The sequence below is a fragment of the Romboutsia sp. D33t1_170424_H2 genome (genome assembly GCF_015669105.1).
Classification (GTDB): Bacteria; Bacillota; Clostridia; order Peptostreptococcales; family Peptostreptococcaceae; genus Romboutsia_C; species Romboutsia_C hominis.
In genome coordinates this window covers 226,783-248,125 of record NZ_JADOZQ010000001.1, presented here as the reverse complement: position 1 = coordinate 248,125, position 21,343 = coordinate 226,783, and the positions used below count along the sequence as shown (strand labels likewise).

The window sequence follows — 21,343 nt, the reverse complement described above, 5'->3', positions numbered from 1 at the left end:
ATTACAATTGCACTCTATTAATTTCTTGGTAAGCATCATATAACTTATTTCTAATCTCAATCATAAGTTGCACTGACATTTGAGATTCTTGTGCTGATAGCATAACATCATGCATAGAAACATCTTCACCTTTTATAAGCGCTTCTATCTTTTCATTTGAATTTATAATACTATCATTTACCTTACCTATAGCATTCTTTATAACATCTTCAAATTGCTTGTCTGGCTTTTCATTTCCTTTAACTTTATATGTAGTCTTATTATTAATAGCATTAGAGAATATATCAGAATTAATATTTATATTGCTTATTCCTGTCATTTAACCACCTACTTTCTATCTACCTATCTCTAAAGCTTTAGATATCATATTTTTTTGAGCATTTAAAGTATCTACATTAGATTCGTAAGCTCTCGATGCACTTATAAGATCTGACATTTCAGCTAATAAATCTACATTTGGATATTCTACATATCCATCTTTGTCTGCATCAGGATGATTTGGTTCATATATTTTTCTGAGAGGAGATTTATCTTCTTCAATCTTTTTTGTTTTAACACCTAACATCCCTAATTTTTCATCATAATTTTCTTCAAAGCTAGCTACTTTTCTCCTATATGCTCCTCCATTTTTAGTTCTTGTAGTCTGCATATTAGCAACATTCGAAGATATTATATCCATTCTCATACGTTCTGCTGTCAGACCACTTGCACTAATTCTCATACCACTAAAAACACTCATTTATTTACCTCCCAGATATTATACTTTTTGTCATAGCGATTTTTATATTTGTAAGACTTACTAACGCATTATATTCTAATGTCGTAGCTGCTTGATTAACCTTCTCATGTTCAATATCAACGTTATTACCATCTTCTCTGACCACAGATTCCTTATCAACCTTTAACTTTATACTAGGAATTTCTAGTTTATTCTTTAAAGTATCTTCGAAACTAACATACTTTCTTTTATACCCTGGAGTATTTATGTTAGCAATATTTTCTGCAATGGCATTACTCCTTAAATGTGTAGCATCTAATCCCATTTTCATTAAATTATAGATTTCCATATTACTCTCCTCCATTAATTTTATAAATCAAAAAACCACTCTATAAAGAGTAATTTTGTATACTACATAGCATACTATCATTGCTAGAATTTGATTATTTTAGATATAAAATTAAATCAATATATTTATTATTCGTTTTCTTATATTTAATTTTCTTATCATTTTAATTATAAACTTTTACTTATTTTTTTCTATATAATTTATACTATTACATAATTTTTCCTATAATAAAAAATGTAAGATACATAATGAACTTTGATAATATAATTGAATTATTAGATTTATTAAAATATTATTTCTTCAAAAAAAAATAACTCTAAAGAGAGTTATATAATATCAGCGTCGATAAATAGAGATGCATAATTTGGACACAAACAATCAAAATAATTTATATATTATTCATAATTCTCCAAAATTATAAACCTTATATATCGAAAACAAAAACACACAGTTTTTTGCAACTGGCTAGCATAGTTTCTACTTTAGCTCCTATAGTTTTGCGTCACTAGATTTCTCTAGCTTGCCTATTTTGTTTTTCGTTGTTTTTCGTTCTTTTTTTACACTTTTCGACATTTTTTTCCATACACTAAATATTATAGTATAATTACCATTTAATCAAGTTTTTATTTGTATTTTCTTACTATTTTTTTTCAAACTAATATTAAAAATACATTTAAACTTATTTGTTAAATCACAAAGTGTAATTTTATTTTATATTATATTTTATATTGTATTTTATATTATACGGCTGATATAATTAGAACTTTATATTTTTTATTAAAATAATACAAATTATGTATTAGACAATAAATTCTACATCACTAAAAATTTTTAACTTAAACATCCTTATTCAGATTAATTCCTAAATATTATAAATTTAGATAATATTCCTATTTTTTTCAATTATGACTGTAATTTTATTTATAAATTCAAAATATTAAAACCAGAAAATTAAATACATTTATATCTATATTAGTTCCTAAAGATATTTTTGATATAAATATTGATTTAACACTCAATTATATTAATAAAATTTCTTATGATACTTATCTACCTTATTAATAAATCAAAGCTTATTATACTAATAAAATGTATAGTAAAGTTAGTTTTTACTTAGATAAATTTTATAACATTTGCAATATTAAAATTTATTCTTTCTTTAAAGAAAATTTAATATTGTGTTCATATAATATTATAAAAATTCATGATTTTGAAAAATGATTAAAGACTTTAGTAGTAATTTAACTACTTTTAATTTAGATTTATTTTATGAACTTATCGGGATATGTATAAAACTATTAATTATTATAAATACTCTTATAGTTAAAATTATATACCTGTATTAATTAATACTTAATATTTTTAATAATAAAATACAAAAAGTCTTGTAAAAATAGTTACTTAATATAATAAGTTATTCATGACTTTTTGTATTTAATATCATTGTGAAATTTTAAAAATAATTATTTTCAATACACTGCTTTATATGTTTGTGAACTTGTTCTCCACAACTACCATCAATATTTGAAAGAACAGTATTTAGTGCATTAATTCTATTATCTTTTTTGTAATCTTTTTTATTGACTACTAAATCTATAAATTTATCTACAGTCATTTCATCTTCACCAACTATATAATTAGAAAATATATCAAATACTTTTTCATGATAGTATTCTCTGTTTAATTCTATGTCATATATTAAAACAGGTTTTCCTGTAGCCATATATTCAATTAATACAGAAGACCTATCTGTTATTAGTGCATCAGATATTTGAAAAGCTTCGTAATAACTAGGTGAATTATCAATAATTATATTTTCTGTATTTTTTGCTGAGCTTAATAACTCTTTATATCTTTTATAGCATTCTGGGGCTCTTGATTTAACATATGACAGCTCCAGTGGGTGAGGTCTATATATTAATCCATAGTTTAAATCATTTCTAATTTTATTAAAGACTTCTTCAACTTCATCTAATACTTTATCTCTTCCATTTATAACTTTCATTAAGTTTGTAGTCCATAAAAATACCTTTTTACCTTTAAATTTATTTTTATAATATTCATTTGTAGTATTTGATTTTAGACTACTAACTAAAGCATCAAATTTAGGTGACCCAAGAGGCAATAATTTCTCTCTAGCTACCCCACTATATTCTGCAATGTCTGCAAATGCATGAGATTGTACAACAACTTTATCAAATTCTCTTGTTCCTATAAATGAGTAAAAATCTTTATAAAATGAAATTGGATAAGTACCTAATATTCCATAAGTAACATATACTAGCATATCTGTATATTTTTTTAAATTATAAGAAAAATAGTTGCTATCTACTCTAGTAGCATTATTATATTCATCATATTGATTGTGTATATATATAACATCTGGACTAATTTTTTCTAAATCAAATGTTTTATAATCAGTAATAGGTACATATTTAGGCAACATATCACCTTCATATGTAAATATAGCGTCCATATTCCCATTTCTATTATAAATTAACTTATAATATGGAATTGGTACTACATAACAATTACAATTTTCATCTTCTTTAGCTTCTTTCCAAATACTTTCAAGGCTATTCCACATAGATGCATTGTATGGCATAAAAACAATATTATATTTTTCCTTAATATTTTTATTTATAATATCTATCATATCATTTATCATATTAATAATTTCTTGGCAATCATAAAGTGTATCTGTATCTTTTGTTTTATTTAAATCTTTTAATTTTTCTAATATACTATTTGATAGATTATAAAGTCTACCGTCACATTTTTTAGCATTTTCAAAGCTATTTTTAACTGTATTAATAGCTTGTATACAAATTTCAGACATAAACTCATAGTCTGTATTTAAATTTTTAATTATATAAGAAATCCCTTCTATTGAGGTTTTTAAAATTTCTATTATTCTTTGTTTTTCATTCATTTTTAATCACACTACTTTCTATAAATCCAAGATTTAAATTGTAACTTTAGTTATAAGTTTATTGTTTAACCTCTATTTAAAATAAAATAGTGTCTCTCAGTTTCTTTGTATTGTTTTTTATCAGTTAGAAACATTTCATTTTCTATAATCTTAAATCCATTATTTATAAGAACTTTAAAAACATCTATGTATTCATCAATTGTTCTATATATAACATTATATTCACTATTTAATTCATTAGAGTAAAAATCACCTAGGGTTAATCTTTCTTTTGTAGCAATTGGTGATGCTATATATATCATAGCCTCTTTATCTAAGACTTTAAGTAAATTTTCAAAGCATATGTTAAATTCTTCATCATTTATATACATTATAAGACCTGCTAAAATTACTTTATTAAACGGGGCATTACTTTTTACAACCTCATTATCATATATATTTATAAAATCACATATTTGAAAATCATAACTATTATTACAACCTATTCTTTTTCTCGCTATATTAAGTAAATCTTCTGCAAAATCAGTACCTAAATAGTATTTACTATTTAATACTATCATTTCTGCTAATCTTCCTACTCCACAACCTATATCTAAAACTTTAGAATTTTTATCTATTTTTAATTTAGGTATTATAACCTCTTTTTCATACTCATCTAATAATTTTGCATATTCAGAATCATTATCGTTACATTTTACAGCTTTATAAGGATTATCTTCTGTGTACTTTTCTGCTCTTTTATCCCAAAATAGTTTTACACTTTTTTATTTATATTTATGTTTTCTTTATATACCCTTGTATTTTTTTTCGTCATCCCATTTCTCCTAGTTAAGGTTTGATTATAAATTCATATTTAACCGATTTTATTTGTATCCATTTTTATACCAATCTAAAGCTTTTTTATATTCATTCATATTATCTATTTCCTTTAAATTTACATGAACTACTTTTAAAGGTAAATTAGGTGTTATCATTTTATATACATGGTCATTTCCGCTATTAAGTTTATGTGCATATATTTTAAACAACCCAGTCCATTCATACTTTCCATGTTGTCTTGAAAAACTAACTGCATGTTCAGTTCCATCTATAAATTCAGTATCTATATATACTGGTTCATTAGTATATGGAGAACAAACACCTATTGCTTCTTCATCATCTTCTAATATAAATCTTTCGAGGTCTTCAGGTTTAAATAATACATCTCCATCTAATGATATAATCATCTCATTAGAATGTTTTTTCCCTAGTGATAAACTAGCAGCAGTTTTTGTATTAGTATAATCATGATTAAACACAAAAGTAATATCTTTTCTATATGAGCAAACTACGTCAATAACTTCTTGGGCTTGATATCCTACAACAATTCTTATATCATCAAACTTGTCTAAACATTCTAATTGTCTTATTATTAATGGTTTTCCATCAATATCAATTAATGATTTATTAGTATTTAGACCTAATCTAGTTCCCATTCCTGCGCAACTTATAATAATCGTTTTAGAAACTGACATAATTTCTCCTCCTCATAAAACGCATAGTCACAAACATTTAATACACTCGGAGCTATTGGTCTAACAGCACCAAATCCAATTCCTATATCAGCATACTCTATCATTTTTGAGTCATTACTTCCATCTCCAATAGCTACTACTGGTCCATCTATTTCTTTTATTATATCTTCCTTTTTTATAACATTTACAACTGATTTAATATATTGACCATCCGTTAAAGCCTTTGATGAATAATATATATCATTTAAACCTAACATATCCATGAGTTCACAAATCCAGATATCTAGATTACCAGTTATTATAATACATCTATCTATATTCTCTAAAATAAATTTAATTAATTCTTCATTTAATGTTATATTTTTAACTATATTACGTACTTTTTTTATAGGTATCTCTTTTAATATTTCAATTCGTTTTAGAAAACTTTCTTCAAAAGACAACTTACCTAACATAGTATCTTCTGTTATTTTGCTAATACTTTCATGACATCCAATATACTTTGCCATTTCAGGAAGTATTTCCTGTTTTGTTAATGTTGAATCTAGGTCAAATACAAATTTATATTTACTCAAATTTGAGCCTCCTCTTATGACATAATTTTTGTATATTTTAATTTATAATCATAATTTTTTCTTTTGATTCTAGAACTATGTTTTCGTCTTCACAGTTTTTTACTATTAATTCAAAATATTTAGTGGCATCTTCATATTGTCCTAATATTTCTTTTATGCACCCTATATTAAAAACCACATTATAATTGTATCTATCTAATAAATATGAATTTTTAAACATTTTATCAGATTCTTCGAACTTTCCTTCTAACATTTTTATAATTGCTTTTAAATTTAGTATCTCTGCCTCTTCTTCTTCAAATATACTTTCATATTCATATATATTTTCTTTAGCTCCAATAATATTTCCTACCTCTATGTCATTTTGAATTATCGATTTATATTGTTTTTTAAGACCATTTAGCTCTTCATTTATATCAAATTCATTTTTAAATTTCTCTATTAATATTTCTATTCCCTTTTTGTATTTTTGATTTTTTATTAATAAGTCTTTCATTTTTTTTACATACTCTAATTTATCAGTTTTACTAAGTTTTTGAGCTCTATTTATACTTATAATGAATATTTCATCTTCATTTTTCAATAAATTTAGTAAATCATCATCTTCTAAGTCTGTATTATATAATTGCTTCAAATAATCATAAGTATAAGTTATATACATTAAAAATAAATTTTCATACTTTTTACCAACTAAACCACCATATGTTAACAATGATTTAGATACACAACTATAAATTTGAAGTTTCTTTATGTCTAAAGTATTTAAAGTATTGTCTAAGTAATCATATAAATCAAATATAAAATCTCTTTTATTTGAAACTAAATAATCTATATAACCTTGCATTTTTAAGTTACTTATATTTTTTAATATATCTTCTAATTGTAGATTTTCTTTCATAGCATAATATATTATATCTGCATAATATATTTCTTGCTCTTTTGTTAGTATCTCATTATATTGTTCAATCGTTAATTTTTCACCTAATCTTATTTTATTTAAAGTACCGTAATTTCCATCTATTTTAGAAAGCATTTTATACATTTTAGGCAAATCTTCTTCTTTTATTCTTTTTAGTATACTTTCTAACGCAACTTTAAATTTATTTTGCTGTACTATACAAGATGAAAGATTTTTATATATTTCAATGATTTTTTCTTCTTGATTTAATTTATATAAACTCATAAATATAACTAAGTAAGCTTGTTCTAAAATATTAATATTTATATCATCTATATTATTTATTATCTCTTGATACATCTCTAATTTGTAATAAATATCAATAATGTTAACTTTAGCTTTATCTTGGTGTATCAATGTATCTGCATTACACTCAACAGCATTAGCTTGTGTAGATATATCATAATTTTCTATAAGATATAAATACCTTTTATAATTTTCTAAGCTTCGCTTATATTTTCTTAAATATTTTTGACTTGTCGCTAGGTAATAATATATATCTATATTTTTATTATCATTTTTTATATACTTAGTGCATAAACTTTCACATTTGTCAAACTCATTCATTTCTAAATAAAGCATAGCTAAATCTAATGTTACAAATATTGGTATATATTTAATTTTTGTATACAAATCATACCCTTTTTCCATATAATATATTGCATCTTCATAGTTTTTAGATATAGAATAAGTTTTTCCTAATTGATAGTTAATATATGGGTTATTCGGTTCTTTCTTTATTTCTTTTAATAAAATATTTTTATTTCTATTATCTTTTAATTGTTTGATTTCTTCATTTTCAAATAAATATCCATAGTGATCAAATAAAGCTACATTTTTATATATAGGATGTTTAAATTTTGGTTGTTCGTGTATTGCTCCTTCATATCTAAAATCTTTTGAGTTTTTAAACATTCTAATTAAAGGAGTCATACTATAACTTTTTTTATCTAGCGAAAGTATATTTTTTAGATTTATACTTGCACTATTATATTTATTGAATAAGCTTTTATCAAAGAATTCTTTTAATTTCTCATAATTAATTAACTCTTCATCTGCATCTAATATAAGTATCCAGTCTCCCTTTGCATAACTTATTGATATATTTCTCATATCTGAAAAGTTATCATTCCACTTTGCAAAAAATACTTTATCAGTATATTTTCTTGCAATATCAACAGTCGAGTCAGTTGATCCAGTATCTAGTATTACTAATTCAGAATTTATTTCTTCCATTAAAGGACGTAGTGCGTTCAATGTTTTATCTAAATTTCTCTCTTCATTTTTTACCATCATTACAATACTTAGTAGCATATATTTAATACTCCTTTTAAGTGATTAAATTTAAAAATAAAGAGTAAAGCACATGCTTTACTCTTTATTTTTTAACTTAATAAAGCTATCTTAATAACTGAGTTACACTTTGAGGTTGTTGGTTAGCTTGTCCAACCATAGCTTGTGCTGCTTGATTTAATATGTTTAACTTAGATAAATTAACCATTTCTTTAGCAACATCAACATCTCTTATTCTTGATTCTGCTGCACTTAAGTTTTCTGTAGAAGTTGTTAAGTTAGCAGAAGTATACTCTAATCTATTTTGAGTTGCTCCTAATTTAGCTCTTCCTGTGTTTATGTTTTCTAATGCTGCATCTACCGTACTTACGAAAGCTTGAGCCTTTGTATTATCAGATACATCTATAGTTAAACTTCCTGCAGTCTTAACTAAATCTATTGTATTTATAGTTCTAGTTTCATTATTAGCTCCTGATTGTATTGTAAATGTACCTGCTCCACTTAATAAGTTTTTACCATTGAATTTAGTTTCTTTACCTATTTGGCTCATTTCTTGTTGTAATTGAGTTAATTCTTCTTTTATCTTATCTCTATCAGTTGTAGTTAATGTATCATTTCCTGCTTGAACTCCTAGTTCTCTCATTCTTTGAGCTATATTTCCTGCTTCTTCTAATGCACCTTCTGCTGTTTGTACCATTGATATACCATCTTGTACGTTTCTATCTGCTTGTTGCATTCCTCTTATTTGAGATCTCATTTTTTCTGAAACAGCAAGTCCTGCAGCGTCATCTCCTGCTTTATTTATTCTTAGCCCTGTTGATAATTTTTCCATAGACTTTCCTGATAATGCAGTATTTTTTGCCATTTGGTTAGTCGCTATCATAGCATTCATATTAGTATTTATTCTCATTGTTTTTTCTCTCCTTAGAACTTTACGACATCCTTGTCTTTTATTTATAAAAGTATATCTATATTATATATATCGGCATAATATAGATATACTTTATATTTTTTAATATATTTATAATTTATTTACTTATTTTAAAACTATCTTAATAACTGAGTTACACTTTGAGGTTGTTGATTAGCTTGTCCAACCATAGCTTGTGCTGCTTGATTTAATATGTTTAACTTAGATAAGTTAACCATTTCTTTAGCAACATCAACGTCTCTTATTCTTGATTCTGCTGCACTTAAGTTTTCTGTAGAAGTTGTTAAGTTAGCAGAAGTATACTCTAATCTATTTTGAGTTGCTCCTAATTTAGCTCTTCCTGTATTTATTTGTTCTAATGCTGCATCTACTTTACTTACGTAAGCTTGTGCTTTTGAACTACTAGAAACGTCCATACTAGCTAAAGTTTTAGCTTGTCCTACTAAATCTATAGTATTTATAGTTCTAGTTTCATTATTAGCTCCAGCTTGTATTGTAAATGCTCCTGCTCCACTTAATAAGTTTTTACCATTGAACTTAGTTTCTTTACCTATTTGATTCATTTCTTGTTGTAATTGAGTTAATTCTTCTTTTACCTTGTCTCTATCAGTTGCAGATAATGTGTCATTTCCTGCTTGAACTCCAAGTTCTCTCATTCTTTGAGCTATATTTCCTGCTTCTTCTAATGCACCTTCTGCTGTTTGTACCATTGATATACCATCTTGTACGTTTCTATCTGCTTGTTGCATCCCTCTTATTTGAGATCTCATTTTTTCTGAAACAGCAAGACCTGCAGCGTCATCTCCTGCTTTATTTATTCTTAGTCCTGTTGATAATTTCTCCATAGACTTTCCTGATAATGCAGTATTTTTTGCCATTTGATTAGTCGCTATCATAGCGTTCATATTAGTGTTTATTCTCATTGTTTTTTCCTCTCCTTAGGACTTTACGACATCCTTGTCTTTTGCCTTTTGTATTGTGTATTTTGTACTTGGCCAAGTACCTTACATATATATATATCGTTATAATTTATATTAACTTTATACTTTTTTGTTAAAAATATTTAAATTTTCTTTTTTCGTACTTAGATATGAGGTATTTACTCTATTTGATAGTTTGTGATTTTTTATCTCATCTTTCGTTTTTTCTATACTATCACTAAGAAATATATGTATCTCTCTATCAATTTCTAATATTCCTTCATCGATCATCTGGATTTTAAATGCTTCAAAGTCAAGTACATTACTTAATATTTCTTGTCTTTTATCAAATAAATCACCTATATTAATTAAACTACTACTTTTTAATTTATTTAATATGTCTAATGATACACTTTTATATAATTTGATACTTTCCTTCATTTTTAACACCTAGCCTTAAGCCTGCATAAAATAACTCATCTGTGAATTTAGCTTATTCATACTAGCTTCTAGGTCTGCAAATTTTTTATATAAAGCATTTTCCTTAGTATCCATTTTTCTTTGAAGATTTTTTATCATATCCTCTTGTCGTTTTATTTGTTCTGAGTAAAAATTCTTCACAACAGAAGATGTTCTCTCTAGCCCAGCTTTTCTAGCAAATATAGATGATGATCCTCCTATATTCTTGTTAAGAATATCATTCATTTTTCCCATTATACTAGATTTATCTTTTGCAAATAATTTATAGACTTTATCCGAATTATATTCTAAAGATTTAGTAAATTTATCCTCATTTAATGATATCTGACCTTTTTTATTATAGTCTTGTGGACTAGTTACACCCATTTCACTTAAAACTTTTATATTATCACCAAATATAGCATTTTGCATATCATTTATAAATCTTCTCATCTCAGAATCATTTCGAAGTATACCTTTTTTAGCATTAGCTTCCCATTTCTTTACTTCTTCTTCACTCATATCCTTTTTCTGTTCTTCTGTAAGCGGTTGATAATCTTTCTTAGATTTTTCAGTTATAAGACTATACATTTTATCCATTATTTTATTATAATCTTGTACAAAACCTTTCATGTTATCTAGGGCTTTGGTTGTATCCTTTTTTGAGGTTATCTCAGAAGTTCCTTTATTATAAATACTATAATCTATTCCATCTATTGAGAAATTATTTTTTTGCTCATTTATTACTTTACTAAATCCGTCATCTCCTGAGACTTTGATATAAGAATTACTTCCACTTGCTATACCTGAAAAATCAACCATATCAAAATCTGGTTCATTCTTTGAATTTAATACAAAACTTCCATCTGCATTTGTCTTGTATTTTTTTGTTTTTAGTCCTAAAAATTCTAGAGAATTAGATTTGCTTCCATCTTCAGAAATGATTTCAATATTACTGTTTGATCCTGTGTCAAAAGATTCAATACTAAAACTTCCAGTCATCTTGCTATATGATGCCTTTATTTTTCCATTTCCGTTACTGTTAATTTTATCAACTAAACTCTCTATAGTATCACTTGATTCTATTTTTATAGGATTTGAGTATAAAGTATTCCCTTTGTCATCTTTTCCAACAGAGATTTTGAATGATTCTCCTATTTTAGCTCCTAAATCCGCTAAATTACTTAACTTGTCTAAATTGTCTTTTGACGATACAACTTTAGCTGGTTCTGCTATTTTATTAACTTCAAAATTATAATGTATATTATCTGCTCCCGCTCTTGATGTAGCTGACATTACACTACTATTAGAACTTTGAACTGATAATGTATTCCAAGCTTTACTACTCACTATTGAATCTTTAGACGTTACTGAAAAATATTTATCATTTATATTTTTCAAATCTTTCATTACGTCTCTATAAATTTCCTGCTGCCACTTTACTATTTGTTCTTTTTGCTTGACTTTATCAATTTTATTTTGTTCACCAACAAGCATTTGCTTTACAACTGTGTCGGTATCCATTCCCGTTGCAAGACCTGGTATTCTTATTGTATTTACTCTTGTCATATAAAATTCACCTACTTACCTGTCTTTATTTTTTTGTCTACCTCATACCACATATCCCTAACATCTTCTATCACAGGAAGCACTTCATCTATTATCTTAATATCCTTTTTCATATTGGCTTTAGCAAGTTCGCCCTTTATAAAATCATATATATTATATAAATCTTCCATATATTTGCCAGCACTTTTATCCATAGTTATCATAAGTTCTAAAAATATATCTTGAACTCTAACTAATTCATTGTGAGCTCTAGAAATATTTTTTTCTAATATTGCCATTCTTGCTATTTTTGTATATTTAACTGCTCCATCTAACAACATCAACAATAGTTGTTCTTTAGAAGCCATATTTACTGAATTTTGCTTATATGTATTATATGGATTTGTTGTATACATTATTTTCCCTCTCTTACTTAAATAACTTTGTAATATCTTTAGTATTAATTATAGCCTTAGAGTTCTCTTCTTTTATACTTTCATAAACTTCTCTTCTTAGTATAACCTTATCTTTTGGCGCCTCTATGGCTATCTTTACGCTTCCATCATCAATTTTTATAATTTTAACTTCTATATCATCTCCGATTAATATAGATTGATCTTTTTTTCTACTAATTACTAGCATTATTTTCACTTCCTGTTAAAGGTTCTTTTATATTATATTTAGTATCTTCTAGTATTAATTGCTTTCCTCTGTTATTGTTTATGTTAATAATAATAGGAGCTCTTAAATTAACTGTACTTGTATCTATGCTATTACCTAATGTTATTAGGCTTAACACTAGTACATCTTTATAATCTTTTATACGTAATTCATTTATTGTATCCTCATTTAATTCTATTTCATAATTTTTTTTTATCTCAAATGGAGATACACAAACAAATCCTATATTTAAGTCATCCTTAGATATCATACTAAAAAAATTTTTATCTCCCTTAATTTCTTCAACTAAAAAAGTATTATAATTTTCAAATCCAGGTATACCTTTTTCAAATAAAATGTCCATATGATCCTCCTAGCTATTTTAAGTAGTCCATTATACTTGGTTGAATCAATCTACTTCCAACTTGAACTGACATTTGGTATATTAATTCAGCTGATTTTAATTCTATATATGCACTAACTTTATCTGTATCTTGAGTTAATGATAATACATCCTTCATGTTCATAATATTTTCATCATTTAGCTCTTTTATTTTTTCTGCAGTATTAACTTTTACACCAAATGATGTTCTTATATCTACTGAATGATTAAACAATGTATCAATATCATCTTTTATAGTCCCTAACACTTGAGCTTTATTAGTTTCTACATCTTTACCATTAACTATATCATTCATAGCAGTAGATAATTTATTTATAGATTCTAATAAATTTTTACCATCTTTGTTTAATAATTCTTTTGCTGATACATTATAATCTATATCTATTCCTTCAGATATAATTGCTTTTAAGTCTTGTGAATTTGATTTAGAATTTAGGGTAAGTTTAGCTACTCCGTCTTTTTCCTCGATAATTATAGGTAAATCTTCTACGTCACTTCCTCCAAACATATGATTACCACCATGACTTGTATTTAATGTTTCACCTAGTTCTTTTATTTTTTCATTCATTTCAGCCCTTATAGATTTCATCTCTTCTGCCGAATAAGTTCCATTACCTAACTTTATTATTTCATCTTTTATATCTCCTAATACAGTTCCTACTTCTTCTAAAGATGAATCTGTATTATTCATCCATCCTACTGCTTCGTCAATATTGTAATTATATTTTTCAGTATATTTTATTTCATTTTTTAAGTTCATTATTTTTATAGCTTTGTATGGATCATCTGATACTTTGTTTATAACCTTCCCTGTACTGATTTGTCTATTAAGCTTGTCCGTTCTTTGAAGATTTTCTTGATTATCATACATATTATTTCTTATCATTGAAGAATTGGCTATTCTCATACTATCCTCCTATCTTTTTAACCCATTTATTACTACGTCTAGTAAAGAATCTATAGTAGATATAACTTTTGCACTGGCATTATATGCATGCTGAAATTGGACAAGATTTACCATTTCTTCATCTAATAATACTCCAGATACATTAGCTCTAGAATTTTCTATTTCATTTATTATTTTATTTTGATTCTTTTCATTTCTTATAACTTCCTGCGCCTCATTACCTAGCTTTTGAACTATATTATTATAAAATTTATCTATGGTAATTTCTGGTTCATTACCAATTTTCATTTTTTTATCTTTAAATCTAAATATTTCACCTGCAACTTTAGATGAAACTGATAATTTATTTGAGTCTGTTAGATAATCATCATTAACTTTAAGTGATGGGCTGCCTTTTTTGTCAAATTCAAAAAAATTAATTCCTAAAACATCATTTATACCATTAGAAATGCCTTCTGATAGATCATCTATACTAGATGTATATTCATTAATTTTATCTACCATATCAATAGAACCTTGTATTTCACCTGAGACATCTCCTATTGCTTTTATATCCTCTAATGTAATACTTGTTCCATCATTTATTTTTTTTTCAATTAAATTCTTAACATTATTATCTTCTATATTAAATTTATAACTTAATTTATCTAACACTTTATCTTTTTCATCTAGTAAGTCATTTGGTGTTTTTCTACTACCTTCGACAATTCTTATATTTTTATTTAATCCTCTTAATTGGTCAACCATATCGTTTATTTCATTTAAATTTTTATTTATTTTATCATTTGCCTGACTTGATAGTTTTTCCAATTTATTTTTAAGATTACTTATATTAGTCGCTAAATATTTTGCATTTTGAACTACGGTATTCTTTGATCCACTATCATTAGGATTTTTTGAAATTTCATTCCAACTGCTAAAAAAGTTGCTTAGTGATGATGAAATAGAAGTGTCTGATGGTTCATTAAATATAGTCTCCATATTAGTATAATACTCACTTTTTGTACTTACTTTACCATAATTATGAGACTCATTTCTAAATTGAAAATCAAAGAATGTATTTCTAATCCTTATAATATCTGTTGCTTCAACTCCTGTACCTAGTTGACCTGCACCCATACTACTGTTATATCCAGGGTAACTATAAGCACTTCTTGCACTTTGTTGTACTCTTTGTCTAGAGTACCCTGGTGTATTCATGTTATTTATATTATGAGACGTAGTCTGTATAGAAGTTTGACTTACACTCATACCAGACTTTGCTGTCTGTAAACTTCCTAGTAATCCTGACATAATTTTCCTCCAAACAATTACTTCCCTACTTGGCCATAAGCATTATATGTTCCAATACTTTTTCCTGGCTTTATGCAGTTTATCATCTTCTTTGTAAAAAATAATCTCTGCTTTATAAGAGTTTCATTTGCTTTTTTTTGTAATTCTATCATATTTAATATTTCTTTTATTTCTTTATAAGCTTGTTTTATATTTTCATCATTGCAATCTTCTATATACTGCTTTACACTAGGCTTAGACTCCATTAAATTTCTTCTCTTTATTTCTAATCTAGCTAATTTTTTAGCAGCTTCATCTAATTCCTTAGCTATTTTATCTATCTTAATAAGATCTTTATTAATTATAAATTCATATTGATTATCTAAAAGATCTAGCATATTTTTTAGGACATTTTTTTCTTCAAAGATTACTATTTTCACCTCTGGAATCAATTATGCTCCCCCCTCATTTTTTCTATTATCTTCTTAGCTAATTCATTAGAATCTATTCTATATTGACCAGATTCTATCTTACTTTTTATTTCATTTACTCTATCTATGTTAACTTCTTCCTTAGATGAATTTACTTTATTTAAATACTTTCCCATTTGTGATATTTCAACTGTGTCACCTTTTTTCGTATTCTTTACATAACTAACATCTACTTTATTATTATTATATACTCTTTCTAAATTTCTAAATTTAACCAAATTTATATTCACAATATTCCTCCTTAGTATTTAGATTAATTAATATTAATCTTCATCTGCACTTTTTATTTTAGCTAGTCTAACAGCTAGTCTATTGTCCATTATTATACTTTCTCCACTAGCTATCATTTTACCATTTACATTTATATCCAAATTTTCTTCTACCTGCTTATCTAGTTCTATTATATCTCCAACTTTATAGTTTATAATTCTCCCTATTTTTTCACTAGCACTTCCCATAGATACAGTTATATCTAATAGTGCTCCAAATATATCCGTAGCACTATTTAATGGAGTTTTCTCGCCTTCTTTTAGCTGCTCAAACTCTATTTCATATACGTCTACATTATCTACTTCATTTTTCATGGTTATCCTCCTTACATGTATATATCTACTAAAAGTCCATTTATTTCATCTATTTTTGAAGCTATACTAATATTTTCTTTTTGCTCATAAATAAGTTCTCTAGTTATAGCCTCTAGCTTTTCATTTATAGTCCTTACCGTAGTAAAATAATTTCTATCCCAAAAGCTATTATCTTTATTTAAACTATATACATAGTCTACGGCTGATTTCAAATAATTCTTTATAGCTTTTTTATAATCTATAATATCACTATAATTTTTAGTAACTACCAATTTTTCTCCTATATTTTTAATCTCTTTCATATATACTTCGAGTTCTTCTTTGTTTTTCAGTCTATTTCTTTGATTAAAATTTTCTTCAAAATCTAGCTTTTCTTTTTTACCCTTACTTTCTATATTAATACTTTTATTTAATCCAATATTCCTTACCTTCATTTTGAAACCTCAATTTTTGTAATTTATATTATCTTGCTTTTGTAATAATACGGATATCCTTATTTTTTCTTAAGTTTTATATAACAATATATATTATATATCCTCTTGATTCAATATTTTTACCAAACTTTCATGCTCCATTGGTTTATGGAAATAGTACCCTTGAATAAAATCACACTCCATATCTTTGAGTAGTTTATATTCAAAATATTCTTCTACTCCTTCTGCTACTACTAAAGTATTGGTTGTATGTATCATATCTATCAAATTTTTTATGAATAAAGGATTATCACTTAAATACTTAACCAAAGACTTATCTATTTTTATTTCATCAACATTATAATTTTTTATATAATCAATAGAATTATATCCTTTTCCAAAATCATCTATGGAAACTTTTATGTCCATGTCTTTCATTTCACCTAGAATTTTTTGTATATTATCTATATTCTCTATATCGTCGCTTTCTGTGATTTCGATTGTTAATAAATCTCTTCTAAAATTAGTTTCTTCTAGTGCTTCTTTAATATCTTTTATGAAATCTTTATGTTCTAATTGATAAGGAGAAGTATTCACAGAAAGATGTATTTCTTTACCCAAATTTGTATTTACATAATTTATATCTTCACAAGCTTTTCTCATAACCCATTTCCATAAGGTATTTATATATCCTGAACTTTCTGCAAATTGTATGATTTTATTTGGTTCAATATATCCGTGTTCTTTGCTAAACCATCTTATTAATGCTTCGACTCCATTTATTTTCTTTGTTTTTATATCTATTTTTGGTTGATAATAAAGTGTAATTTCTTCATTTAAGATAGCACTCTCTATAGTGTCTATATTTATGCGTAAATCATGCCTTTCATTATATATTTCAAACTTATTTACACCCTTTTTTATAGAATTTGACATAGATATTGATAATTTAGAAATCGCATCTTTTGTATCAAAATCACCATTTTTATAAATAACAGATGATATATTTGTAGAAATTTTTACAGTTTCAATTCCTATATTTACATTGGAGATCTTATTAATCATCTCTTCAATTATATTTTTAACGTAATTTATATCTGTTTGTTCTATATATACCCCAAAAGTAGATCCAGATAGTCGACATACTATACTACTTGTTTTCATATTCATTAAAATTTTAGCTATTAATTTTAATGCTTCATCCCCATATTTTATGCCAATATTTGAATTTAAAAATTTAATTGACATAACCTTAATGTTTATAAGAGTTCCATTTACCTTTTTTTCTATATAATTAAAAAAATAATTTCTATTATAAGCTTTAGTTAAATGATCATGCTTATTTAAGGAAATTCTCTCCCTACGTCTACATTTATTTAATAAAGTTTTATCTAATTTCAATATCTTTCTGCTTGTTTTCATTTTTATCTCCCAATTAATTTAACATTTAATTTATTAATCAAATCCCTAAATTATATTCGATTAACTATAACTTAATTTATATAGACTTTTGATAGATATTTATAAATTATAAATAAAAAGACTGTTTAAAAACTAACTTTGAACCTTCAATTTTTATATTTCATATATGTTTTAATTTTTTATGCTCTGTAATATTTCATAACTTTAGGTACATAATTTTGAGTTTCTTTTGGCATCTTATAAATATCATTTACAGATCTAACTCCTCTTTTTACCATTCTTGTTGGTCCTCCATTATATGCCATAAGACCCATTTCGATATTTCCATGGTATTTATCTATATATTCTTTTAAATGTCTTGTCCCAGCATCTATATTTTCTTTTATATCAAATGGATTTTTAACACCTAAATCCTTTATATTACAAGGCATAAGTTGCATAAGCCCTTTTGCTCCAGCCGATGATACACAGTTTGGATTAAAATCAGATTCTACTTTTATTACAGCTTTTATTAAATTTTCATCTATACCATATTTGCTCGAAGCAATTTTTACTGCACTTTCTATTTCACTTTTAGTATCTTTATCACTTGCTGTTACACTTACTTTTTTTAAATTTTGAGAACTATTAATGGTTTCTAAACCTAAATTTCTCTCTTCAACTATGCTATTCTCTTGTTGCTTTTTTCTTACTGCATCACTTAAATTACTTACTAAATTATAATTTTCTTCATCTAACAAAGTTAATACTAAATTTAGCATTAACTCATCAAAGGAACTATTTTTTTCGCAGCAACACCCACACTTATTTTGAGTATTAATACTACTATTAGCTATATTGCTAAATAAATTTATACCATTAACCATAATGCCTCCCTGTATTTTTTTATTTTTAATAATACGGTATTTTTTATCAATTCTTTATATATTAATTATCTGTATAAAAATTAAAGAGTTAGATTTTATAAATCTAACTCTTACTAATTTAAATTTTAATTTTTTCTTATATCATCTTTTCCAACAGGAAATATTATTCTTATTTCTGTTCCTTCTTGCCGTTTTGATACTATATTTATCCCTAAACCTAACTTATCACAAAGTTTTTTGCATAGATAAAGTCCTATACCAGTTGACTTTCCAAATATTCTTCCATTTTCACCTGTAAATCCTTTTTCAAAAACTCTATCTATATCCTTTTCATTTATCCCTACTCCATTGTCTTTTATACTTAATATTATATTATTTTTATTTTTTACTGCGTTTATTGATACTTTTCCTTCACTTTCTTTTGAATACTTTATAGCATTATTTATAATTTGATTTAATATAAATTCAACCCATTTTTCATCACTGTATACATTAAAATTAATTTCTTTTATATCTATCCCTATTCTTTTATTTATAAAATCACTTGCATTTTTCCTTATTGCGCACCTAATTATTCTTTCAAGATTAAATTTTTTTATTATATAGTCTTTACTAACATCATTACTTCTTGAGTAATATAGAACTTGATCTATATAATTTTCTATTTTTTTTACTTCATACTTCATACTATTTGGTATATTGTCTTCATGATTTTCCACTATAAGCATTAACGATGCTATAGGTGTTTTTATTTCATGTACCCATGTTTCTATGTATTCTTGATACTCACTTTGCATATTTTTAAAATACTTAACATGTTCTTGCATATTGCGATTGCTTGATTTTAAAATATTATATACCAATTTACCCTCTATAAATTCTGGCTCACTTATTACTTCAGATATTAAATATTTCTTATCTAAGTTTTCACTTATACTTACAAGTTCATCATAATATTTTTTATGCTTTATCATCTCCATTAATATATATATACTAATTGGTGTAAACCATATTAAAAACACCATAGTTATAATGCTTATATTAACTTTAACAAATAACATTATACTTGCTGTGATTAAAAATAGTACTATATTCACTATAAAAAATAATGTCCTCTGCTTTAAATATTCATATACACTCATTTTGCTCTCCTAACATATTGTTATTTATTATTTTGTCCTATCTTTTATATTATATATCAACTTAAGCCTCTTAATATATTTTAATAAGTAAGTTATCTAATCATATAAATTAATAAATTTAAATCAATACATAAAAATAGCATCTTTTTGATTAAAAAAGATGCTATTTCTTTAAGTTTTAATTTGGAGTTTTATATTAATTATCTTATATAGCTAATTTAAGGTATCCACTTGGATGGAAGTAGTATATATTTGATGTATTCTTATCAACAAAAAATCCTAAATCAGTATCATAATCTGGGAAGAATACATATCCACTTAAACCTTTTTCTTTTAACGCATTAAAGTTATTTTCATCACCTTCGTAAGTATAGTTTACACCTTGATTATACATTTGTATTAATTCTTTAGCTTGTTCTTTGTTTAATACTTCTATAACTTCAACTTTACTTTCTTCTTTTATATCTGATTGTACTTTATCATTTGAAACTACTTTGTTTTCTTCTTGAACTTTATTGTCCTCAATTTTATTATCTTCAACTTTTTTATCTTCAGATACTTGTGGTTTTTCTACTACTTGATTATTTTCAGTAGTTTTAGTTTCTTCTTTAGTTACTACATTTTCTTTGTTATCTATTTTACTTTGTTTTTTATCTATGTAATCATTTTGATTGTTTAATTTATTATTTGTAACTATTTCTTGTTTTTCAACTTTTTTTACTTCCTTTTGTAAATTATCTTTATTTTCTTGCTTTGTTACTTCTTCTTTAGCATTGTTATTTATATTTTCAACTACTTCTGTAGTAGGTTTTTTATTAGAATTTTGTGCAAATATTATGTTGTTTATTGGACTCATAAATAACATTCCTCCACATAATACTGATAATGCTGTTATAGCTCTTTTCATTTAGATCACATCCTTTTCCTTTATATAAATTTATGTAAATTTTTGTTTTATTTCTTTCTATGTATTTATATTACCATAG

At 25.3% G+C, this 21,343-nt stretch carries 25 protein-coding genes and 1 riboswitch; all 25 genes read right to left on the bottom strand.

The window, feature by feature from the left end; translation table 11 throughout:
* Position 1 precedes the first annotated feature (1 nt).
* The 25 genes from fliE to I4U66_RS01170 all read right to left on the bottom strand — a co-directional run bounded on the left by fliE (position 2) and on the right by I4U66_RS01170 (position 21,264).
* Complete coding sequence (gene fliE / locus I4U66_RS01290; protein WP_166504996.1) at positions 2-319, bottom strand: flagellar hook-basal body complex protein FliE; 318 nt, start codon at positions 317-319, stop codon at positions 2-4.
* A gap of 15 nt (positions 320-334) precedes the next feature.
* Positions 335-739: a flagellar basal body rod protein FlgC gene (flgC, locus tag I4U66_RS01285; protein WP_166504995.1), complete on the bottom strand. Its 405-nt coding sequence runs from the start codon at positions 737-739 to the stop codon at positions 335-337.
* A 4-nt stretch (positions 740-743) separates the two neighbouring features.
* A complete protein-coding gene (locus I4U66_RS01280) occupies positions 744-1,067 on the bottom strand; it encodes a flagellar basal body protein (RefSeq protein WP_166504994.1) in 324 nt (107 codons plus the stop codon).
* A 453-nt stretch (positions 1,068-1,520) separates the two neighbouring features.
* Positions 1,521-1,602, bottom strand: a riboswitch (cyclic di-GMP riboswitch).
* 918 nt (positions 1,603-2,520) lie between these two features.
* Positions 2,521-3,999, bottom strand: coding sequence for a CDP-glycerol glycerophosphotransferase family protein (locus tag I4U66_RS01275; RefSeq protein ID WP_195580893.1), 1,479 nt, complete (start codon positions 3,997-3,999; stop codon positions 2,521-2,523).
* A gap of 65 nt (positions 4,000-4,064) precedes the next feature.
* Positions 4,065-4,589, bottom strand: coding sequence for a class I SAM-dependent methyltransferase (locus I4U66_RS01270; protein WP_240276285.1), 525 nt, complete (start codon positions 4,587-4,589; stop codon positions 4,065-4,067).
* Between the two features lie 273 nt (positions 4,590-4,862).
* Positions 4,863-5,513 (bottom strand): NTP transferase domain-containing protein, encoded by a 651-nt coding sequence (locus I4U66_RS01265; RefSeq protein ID WP_166504992.1) that lies wholly within the window; start codon positions 5,511-5,513, stop codon positions 4,863-4,865.
* Positions 5,486-6,088 (bottom strand): HAD-IB family phosphatase, encoded by a 603-nt coding sequence (locus I4U66_RS01260; protein WP_166504991.1) that lies wholly within the window; start codon positions 6,086-6,088, stop codon positions 5,486-5,488. The genes I4U66_RS01265 and I4U66_RS01260 overlap by 28 nt, the downstream gene beginning before the upstream one ends.
* A 37-nt stretch (positions 6,089-6,125) precedes the next feature.
* A complete protein-coding gene (locus I4U66_RS01255) occupies positions 6,126-8,360 on the bottom strand; it encodes a glycosyltransferase (protein WP_195928330.1) in 2,235 nt (744 codons plus the stop codon).
* An 85-nt stretch (positions 8,361-8,445) separates the two neighbouring features.
* The gene (locus tag I4U66_RS01250) at positions 8,446-9,249 is read right to left on the bottom strand and encodes a flagellin N-terminal helical domain-containing protein (protein ID WP_166504989.1); all 804 of its coding nucleotides are present in this window, start codon (positions 9,247-9,249) and stop codon (positions 8,446-8,448) included.
* 137 nt (positions 9,250-9,386) lie between these two features.
* Positions 9,387-10,193 carry a flagellin N-terminal helical domain-containing protein gene (locus I4U66_RS01245; protein WP_166504988.1) on the bottom strand — a complete coding sequence of 269 codons (807 nt, stop codon included), beginning with the start codon at positions 10,191-10,193 and terminating at the stop codon, positions 9,387-9,389.
* Between the two features lie 117 nt (positions 10,194-10,310).
* Complete coding sequence (locus I4U66_RS01240) at positions 10,311-10,631, bottom strand: hypothetical protein (protein WP_195928329.1); 321 nt, start codon at positions 10,629-10,631, stop codon at positions 10,311-10,313.
* Between the two features lie 15 nt (positions 10,632-10,646).
* Positions 10,647-12,218, bottom strand: a complete 1,572-nt coding sequence (fliD, locus tag I4U66_RS01235; protein ID WP_195928328.1) for a flagellar filament capping protein FliD — start codon at positions 12,216-12,218, stop codon at positions 10,647-10,649.
* Positions 12,219-12,229: 11 nt separating this feature from the next.
* Positions 12,230-12,613, bottom strand: coding sequence for a flagellar export chaperone FliS (gene fliS, locus I4U66_RS01230; protein WP_092926913.1), 384 nt, complete (start codon positions 12,611-12,613; stop codon positions 12,230-12,232).
* A 13-nt stretch (positions 12,614-12,626) separates the two neighbouring features.
* Positions 12,627-12,839 carry a carbon storage regulator CsrA gene (gene csrA, locus I4U66_RS01225; protein ID WP_195928327.1) on the bottom strand — a complete coding sequence of 71 codons (213 nt, stop codon included), beginning with the start codon at positions 12,837-12,839 and terminating at the stop codon, positions 12,627-12,629.
* Positions 12,826-13,221 carry a flagellar assembly protein FliW gene (fliW, locus tag I4U66_RS01220; RefSeq protein WP_195928326.1) on the bottom strand — a complete coding sequence of 132 codons (396 nt, stop codon included), beginning with the start codon at positions 13,219-13,221 and terminating at the stop codon, positions 12,826-12,828. Before fliW ends, csrA begins: the two co-directional genes overlap by 14 nt.
* Positions 13,222-13,234: 13 nt before the next feature.
* Positions 13,235-14,167: a flagellin N-terminal helical domain-containing protein gene (locus I4U66_RS01215; protein WP_195580888.1), complete on the bottom strand. Its 933-nt coding sequence runs from the start codon at positions 14,165-14,167 to the stop codon at positions 13,235-13,237.
* 9 nt (positions 14,168-14,176) lie between these two features.
* Positions 14,177-15,460 (bottom strand): flagellar hook-associated protein FlgK, encoded by a 1,284-nt coding sequence (gene flgK / locus I4U66_RS01210; RefSeq protein ID WP_195928325.1) that lies wholly within the window; start codon positions 15,458-15,460, stop codon positions 14,177-14,179.
* Between the two features lie 17 nt (positions 15,461-15,477).
* On the bottom strand, positions 15,478-15,891 hold the full coding sequence (locus I4U66_RS01205) for a flagellar protein FlgN (RefSeq protein ID WP_195928324.1): 414 nt from the start codon (positions 15,889-15,891) through the stop codon (positions 15,478-15,480).
* The gene (flgM, locus tag I4U66_RS14790) at positions 15,888-16,160 is read right to left on the bottom strand and encodes a flagellar biosynthesis anti-sigma factor FlgM (protein WP_092926926.1); all 273 of its coding nucleotides are present in this window, start codon (positions 16,158-16,160) and stop codon (positions 15,888-15,890) included. Before flgM ends, I4U66_RS01205 begins: the two co-directional genes overlap by 4 nt.
* Positions 16,161-16,193: 33 nt before the next feature.
* Entirely contained in the window at positions 16,194-16,514 is a 321-nt protein-coding gene (locus tag I4U66_RS01195; protein ID WP_092926928.1) for a FliM/FliN family flagellar motor switch protein, read from the bottom strand.
* Positions 16,515-16,525: 11 nt separating this feature from the next.
* A complete protein-coding gene (locus tag I4U66_RS01190; protein ID WP_092926930.1) occupies positions 16,526-16,948 on the bottom strand; it encodes a YaaR family protein in 423 nt (140 codons plus the stop codon).
* A 93-nt stretch (positions 16,949-17,041) separates the two neighbouring features.
* On the bottom strand, positions 17,042-18,349 hold the full coding sequence (locus tag I4U66_RS01185) for a GGDEF domain-containing phosphodiesterase (protein ID WP_166504980.1): 1,308 nt from the start codon (positions 18,347-18,349) through the stop codon (positions 17,042-17,044).
* Positions 18,350-18,528: 179 nt separating this feature from the next.
* Positions 18,529-19,215, bottom strand: coding sequence for a lytic transglycosylase domain-containing protein (locus tag I4U66_RS01180; protein ID WP_195928323.1), 687 nt, complete (start codon positions 19,213-19,215; stop codon positions 18,529-18,531).
* A gap of 125 nt (positions 19,216-19,340) precedes the next feature.
* The gene (locus I4U66_RS01175; RefSeq protein ID WP_195928322.1) at positions 19,341-20,357 is read right to left on the bottom strand and encodes a sensor histidine kinase; all 1,017 of its coding nucleotides are present in this window, start codon (positions 20,355-20,357) and stop codon (positions 19,341-19,343) included.
* Positions 20,358-20,562: 205 nt separating this feature from the next.
* Positions 20,563-21,264: a hypothetical protein gene (locus tag I4U66_RS01170; RefSeq protein WP_195928321.1), complete on the bottom strand. Its 702-nt coding sequence runs from the start codon at positions 21,262-21,264 to the stop codon at positions 20,563-20,565.
* Between the last annotated feature and the right edge of the window lie 79 nt (positions 21,265-21,343).